This is a genomic window from Brevundimonas sp. (assembly GCF_041688735.1).
Lineage (GTDB): Bacteria > Pseudomonadota > Alphaproteobacteria > Caulobacterales > Caulobacteraceae > Brevundimonas.
Genome location: NZ_JBDNHO010000034.1, coordinates 1 through 5655 on the forward strand (window position 1 = coordinate 1; position 5655 = coordinate 5655).

General features: G+C 66.5%; 4 protein-coding genes. 3 read left to right on the forward strand and 1 reads right to left on the reverse strand.

The features are described from left to right. Both ACESMO_RS04215 and tenA read left to right on the forward strand, forming a co-directional pair. On the forward strand, positions 1-977 hold a 977-nt coding region (locus ACESMO_RS04215), incomplete at its 5' end, for an NAD(P)/FAD-dependent oxidoreductase (protein ID WP_372706934.1). A 187-nt stretch (positions 978-1164) separates the two neighbouring features. Beyond that, positions 1165-1881: a thiaminase II gene (tenA, locus tag ACESMO_RS04220; RefSeq protein ID WP_372706935.1), complete on the forward strand. Its 717-nt coding sequence runs from the start codon at positions 1165-1167 to the stop codon at positions 1879-1881. 296 nt (positions 1882-2177) lie between these two features. On the opposite strand, the gene ACESMO_RS04225 is transcribed toward tenA, so the two are convergent. Next, positions 2178-3674, reverse strand: a complete 1497-nt coding sequence (locus ACESMO_RS04225) for a hypothetical protein (protein ID WP_372706936.1) — start codon at positions 3672-3674, stop codon at positions 2178-2180. A gap of 220 nt (positions 3675-3894) precedes the next feature. Between ACESMO_RS04225 and ACESMO_RS04230 the strand changes: the two genes are divergently transcribed. Then, positions 3895-5655, forward strand: a 1761-nt coding sequence (locus ACESMO_RS04230) for an acetyl-CoA carboxylase biotin carboxylase subunit (protein ID WP_372706937.1), incomplete at its 3' end; no start/stop codon positions are given.

Below are 5655 nucleotides of genomic sequence, written 5' to 3' on the forward strand. Positions count from 1 at the left end.
CGGCCCATGCACCCGGCTTGAAGACAATCGACGACGCCACGGAGATCCGCCGCCGTTTACTGCTCGCGTTTGAGCGCGCGGAGATGGAATCCGATGCGCGCGAGCACGAACGTCTCCTCACCATCGTCATCGTTGGCGGCGGGCCGACCGGGGTCGAGATGGCAGGCGCCGTTGTCGAACTTGCGCGCCAGGCGCTCGCTACGGACTTTCGCGCCATCGATCCGCAGCAGACGCGGGTGCTGCTGCTCGAAGCCGGACCACGTTTACTGCCAAGCTTTCCGGAATCGCAATCGCGCTATGCCGAGAAGACGCTTCGGCGCCTCGGCGTAGATGTCCGCCTGGAACACGCAGTCACGCGCTGTGAGGCAACCGGGGTCACGGTGGGCGACGAGGACGTGTCTGCGGGCACGATCATCTGGGCGGCCGGGGTCGCCGCCCCGCCGGCCGCCGACTGGCTCGCGGTAGCGGGCGATCGCGCTGGCCGTGTGTTGGTCGGACCTGATTTGCGGCCACCTGGTCTGGACGACGTTTTCATCATCGGCGACACCGCGCTTGCCCGTGACGTTGCCGGCGAGCCACTTCCCGGCATCGCCCCGGTCGCCAAGCAGCAGGGTGCCTATGTGGCCGACGTGATCAAAGCGCGTCTTGACGGCAAGCCCGAGCTGCCGCCCTTTCGCTATCGTGACCGGGGCCAACTCGCCACGGTAGGCCGCAAGACCGCCGTCATCGCGTTTGGGCGCCTGCGGATCAACGGATGGCTTGCGTGGTGGATATGGGGGATCGCTCACATCTATTTCCTGATCAGCCTGCGCAACCGGCTGGTCGTCATGACGCAATGGCTCTGGTCCTACGTCACGTTCGAGCGCGGTGCCCGGCTCATCACCGGCAGGCTCACCGACCTCGAGCCCGATTGTCTGGGCCGTCGAGGCGAAGATGGTGTCCCGGCACGCCCAAGGGACGAAGAGCGGCTTGAATGATCGGTGGCGTCCCGGGAGGGCGTGTCCAAAATCACCCGAAGACGAGATCCGAAACATCTTGATTCAAACGGTAACGACTGATGCCGCCCCCGGAATTGGTCACTGCTGCGGCCCCCCAATCACCGCGTCTCACCTTGGGACGAACCCAATTTCGTAAAGAACGCAGAGGCTGTTGAGAGAATATCTGATGACTGACTCATTCACCGAGACAATGCGGCGCGAGTGCTCCGCAATCTGGGACGCGCAACTGGCGCACCCATTCGTGGTGGCGCTCGCTGACGGAACACTGCCGCAGGCGACGTTCCAGTTCTATATCTTGCAGGACGCCCGCTTCCTCACCGACCTTGCGAAGACGTTCGCCTTCGCCGCGACGAAAACAGACGACCGCGACCGTATCCTGAAGTTCGGCGAATTCCTCATCGACACGGTGCGGGTGGAGCGCGCCCTCCACGAGATGTACGCTGAGCGTTTCGGTCTGACGATGGCACAGATGGCTGCCACGCCCATGGCGCCGACGAGCTACGCCTATACCCGCCACATGCTCCAGGTCGCCGCGACGGGGTCACTCGCGGAGGTCGTCACCGTGATGCTCCCCTGCGCGTGGATCTATGCGGTCATCGGCGAGCATTTTACCGCATTGGGGGAGCCGCCCACCGGCCACCCTTATCGCGACTGGCTGGCGATGTACGCGAACCCGGACTTCGCGGCCGTGGGCGCGTGGTTGCGCGCGGTCGTCGATGACGAGGCAGCGCGAATGGACGATCGCGGCCGCCAGCGGCTCCGCGACATCTTCCGCACCAGCAGCGAGTACGAGTGGCGTTTCTGGCAGATGGCATGGACGCGCGAAGGGGCACTTTCAGCCCGCGATTGGGAGGTAACTTTGGCCAGGACGAAAAAGCCCTGACCGGCGTCTTTAGGGGCAGCCCTGCCCAACGCCGCCGCCCGACGTCTACGCCCGCCCCCCAACCATAGCAGACCTCAAGCGCGGCTGCTTTTCGGCATCTGGCAGGCCAACAGTGCGGGGTGTTAGGTCAATGTCGTGATTACCCATTGAACTGACCGGGTTAGTTTTCCTCCAAACAGACGAAAGCTTGCCTCCCAACCAGGAAGGGGCGGGCGAGGGTTCCACCTCGTCCGCCCCGGTAGCCTTCGCCTTCCGCGCTCGAATCGCGCGAAGCGCGACGGCGGCGCTCAGGATGGTCAGCCGCCGAACAGCGTCGCCACCCAGGCCCGCACCGCGACTTCGTCGACCGGGCTGCCCGTGTAGGTCAGGCCCTGGCCCGGAACGAAGGGCTGGTTGTTGCCGCGTTCGCGCGAAGTCCAGGCCTTGTGACCATAGCTGAGGTCCGCATAGGTCGACGGCAGCCGGATGGTCGTCTGCTCGATGAAGATCGAGTCCGGCGCGGTCGTCATGCCGGCGATCCGCACGTTCGGCAGGCGGCTCAACAGGTCCACCGTGTCGAGGCAGCCGCCCGAACAACCGGCGTCGACCAGCACCAGGACCGGACCCTGAACCGGGTTGGCGGCGGCTTCGTTGGCGGCTATCGGCGGCAGTGGCTGGGTGAAGGTCGTCTGACCGGCGGCGATGGCGGTGTCGAAGGCGGCGAGGATGGCCTGGGTCTGTTCGATGACCTGGGGCGATTCAAAGACGAAACGGGCATCCTGCTGCATGCGTCCGATCACGTCGACGTACCACTGACGGTTCCCCGGCGTGGCGCGATAGGTGAAATCTCCGCCGGTCGGTTGGCGGGTGGCGGTATATTCCGGGGTCCAGATGCGGTTCAGCACGCCATAGCCGCGGGCGGTCGAGCCCAGGTTCGAGGCGCCGCTGCCTCCCCGCAGGTCCAGCACGAAGCCCTGCGCGTCTTGCAGGCTGGCCAACTGACCTTCCAGCACGCCGTTGAAGGCGTCCCAGCCGGCGTCGTCGGCGAAGGAGTGGACGTTCACCCACGGACGGCCGTTGATCGTCTCGAGCGACAGTGGCGTGGCGCCCGGCGTATAGACGGTCGCCCGGTAGGCGGCTTCCAGATTGGCGGGCGTGACCGGCTGCGGCTTGATCTCGAAGTCGCGCTCGCGGCGATTGCCGACCTTGAACTTGCAGGTCGAGGGCACGCCGCCGGCGAACGGATTGTTGCGGTTCCACAGCAGATAGGGCGCGGTCGTCGCGCGGCCCGCCTCGGTGTTCAGGTCGCCTTCCCACAGGTCCAGCTTGGCGCGGGAAAACTCCTCGATCGGGGTCAGGTTGCATTCGGTGACGACGGCGCCGACCGGCGGCGCGCCGCGCACGCCGGGCTGCACATAAGTCACCACATACTGGCCGTTGCGCCAGCCGGTGGCGATGCCACCCCAGCTCGAGGCATAGAAGCGCGTCGAGGGCGTGTCGTAACTGGCCCGGGCCGTGATGTTCGAATCGCGGAAGCCGGCCGCGTAATAGCGCATCAGATAGGCGTGGCTGGCGCCGCTGTTGACCTGACCGACCTTGGCCAACGACTCCTGCAGGCCGCGGTCGAGCCAGCTCTGGAAGGTCTGGCTGGCCGGGCCCGGGACCACCGGCGCCGGATGGTTGGCGGCCAGTTCGTCACGCGCGGTCTGCAGGTCCTGACCGGCGAGAGCGCGGAAATCCTGGGCCAGGACGGAGCCGGCGCTGACCGTGAGGGTCAGGGCGGCGATGGCAGCGAAGTTTAGCAGGCGGGACATCAGGTCAGGCTCCGTGCCGAAAGGCGAAACGAGGGACAGGACAGAAATGAACGGGCTGGAATGAACGGGACTGGAACGGCTTAAACCCCATCGACGACGGTCTTGCCAACCCTTTGCCTCGCTCACGTGAAAGCCCCTCCGGTTTACTCGGCAAAGATCGCGGCCTAATCGGGGCAGCCGCCCCACGCCGCGATCACGTTCGCCTCAGATTCAAAGACACATGTTCTCAAAGATCCTGATCGCCAACCGCGGCGAAATCGCCGTCCGCATCATCAAGACCTGCCGCCGCATGGGGATCAAGACCGTCCAGGTCTATTCCGAGGCCGACGCCGGGTCGCTGGCGGTCGAGATGGCCGACGAGGCCGTGCTGATCGGCCCGGCCCCCGCCGCCCAGTCCTACCTGCTGCAGGACCGGATCGTCGACGCCGTCCGCCAGACCGGCGCCGAGGCGGTTCACCCCGGCTTCGGTTTCCTCAGCGAGAACGCTTCCTTCGCCCGCCGGCTCGAGGCCGAGGGCATCGTCTTCATCGGCCCCAATCCCCACGCCATCGAGGCCATGGGCGACAAGATCAGCTCAAAGAAACTGGCCGCCGACGCCGGCGTCTCGACCGTTCCCGGTCACATGGGCCTGGTCGACACCCCCGAACACGCCGTCGAGATCGCCAACCAGATCGGCTATCCGGTCATGATCAAGGCCTCGGCCGGCGGTGGCGGCAAGGGCATCCGCGTGGCCCATTCCAGCGCCGACATGGCCGAGGCCTTCGCCGCCGTGAAGGCCGAGGCGCTGGGCGCCTTCGGTGACGACCGCGTCTTCCTCGAGAAATTCATCATCGACCCCCGCCACATCGAGATTCAGGTGCTGGGCGACAAACACGGCAACATCGTCCACCTGTTCGAGCGCGAATGCTCGATCCAGCGCCGCAATCAGAAGGTCATCGAGGAGGCCCCCTCTCCCCTGCTCGACCCCGAGACCCGGGCCGCCATGGGCGCGCAAGCCGTCGCCCTCGCCCGCGCCGTAAACTATGACTCCGCCGGCACGGTCGAATTCGTCGCCGGTCAGGACAAATCCTTCTTCTTCCTCGAGATGAACACCCGGCTTCAGGTCGAACACCCGGTCACCGAACTGATCACCGGCGTCGATCTGGTCGAACAGATGATCCGCTCCGCCTGGGGCGACCCCCTGCCCTTTGCCCAGAAGGACCTCGCCATCAACGGCTGGGCCATCGAGAGCCGCATCTATGCCGAAGATCCCTACCGCGGCTTCCTGCCCTCGATCGGCCGCCTGATCCGCTACGAACAGCCGCTAGAGGGCCCCCATCCCGACGGCTACACCGTCCGCAACGACTCCGGCGTCCGCGAGGGCGACGAGATATCCATCTTCTACGATCCCATGATCGCCAAACTCTGCGCCTGGGGAGAAACCCGCGACGCCGCCATCGACGGCATGGCCCGCGCGCTGGAGGACACCCATCTGGCCGGCGTCGGCCACAACGTCCCCTTCCTCGCCGCCGTGATGGACCAGCCCCGCTTCCGAAGCGGGAACATCTCGACCAGCTATATCAAGGACGAATTCCCTGACGGCTTCCACGGCCTCGCCCCCGACCGCCGCCAGACCGACATCCTGATCGCCGCCGCCACCGCCATGAACGAGATTGCCGCCGAACAGTCCGGCGACCCGTCGGACCGCACCGACTGGATCGTGCTGATCGCGCCCCAGGGCCAGACGACCTCAGGCCCCGGCGACGCCCACGGCGTCTCCCTCGGCTATGACGACGACGAGGCCCTGACGCTCGAGCTGGCCGGCGAAGACCGCGCGCTTCGTCTGGCCGACATCGACTGGCGCCCCGGCCAGGCCCAGTTCCGCGCCACCCTCGACGGCCGGCCCTTCACCGCCGAGGTCGCCCGCGTCGCCGACGGCTGGCTGATCCGCCACCGCGCGGCCCGCGCCCGCGTCCGCGTCCTGACCCCCGCCATCGCCGCC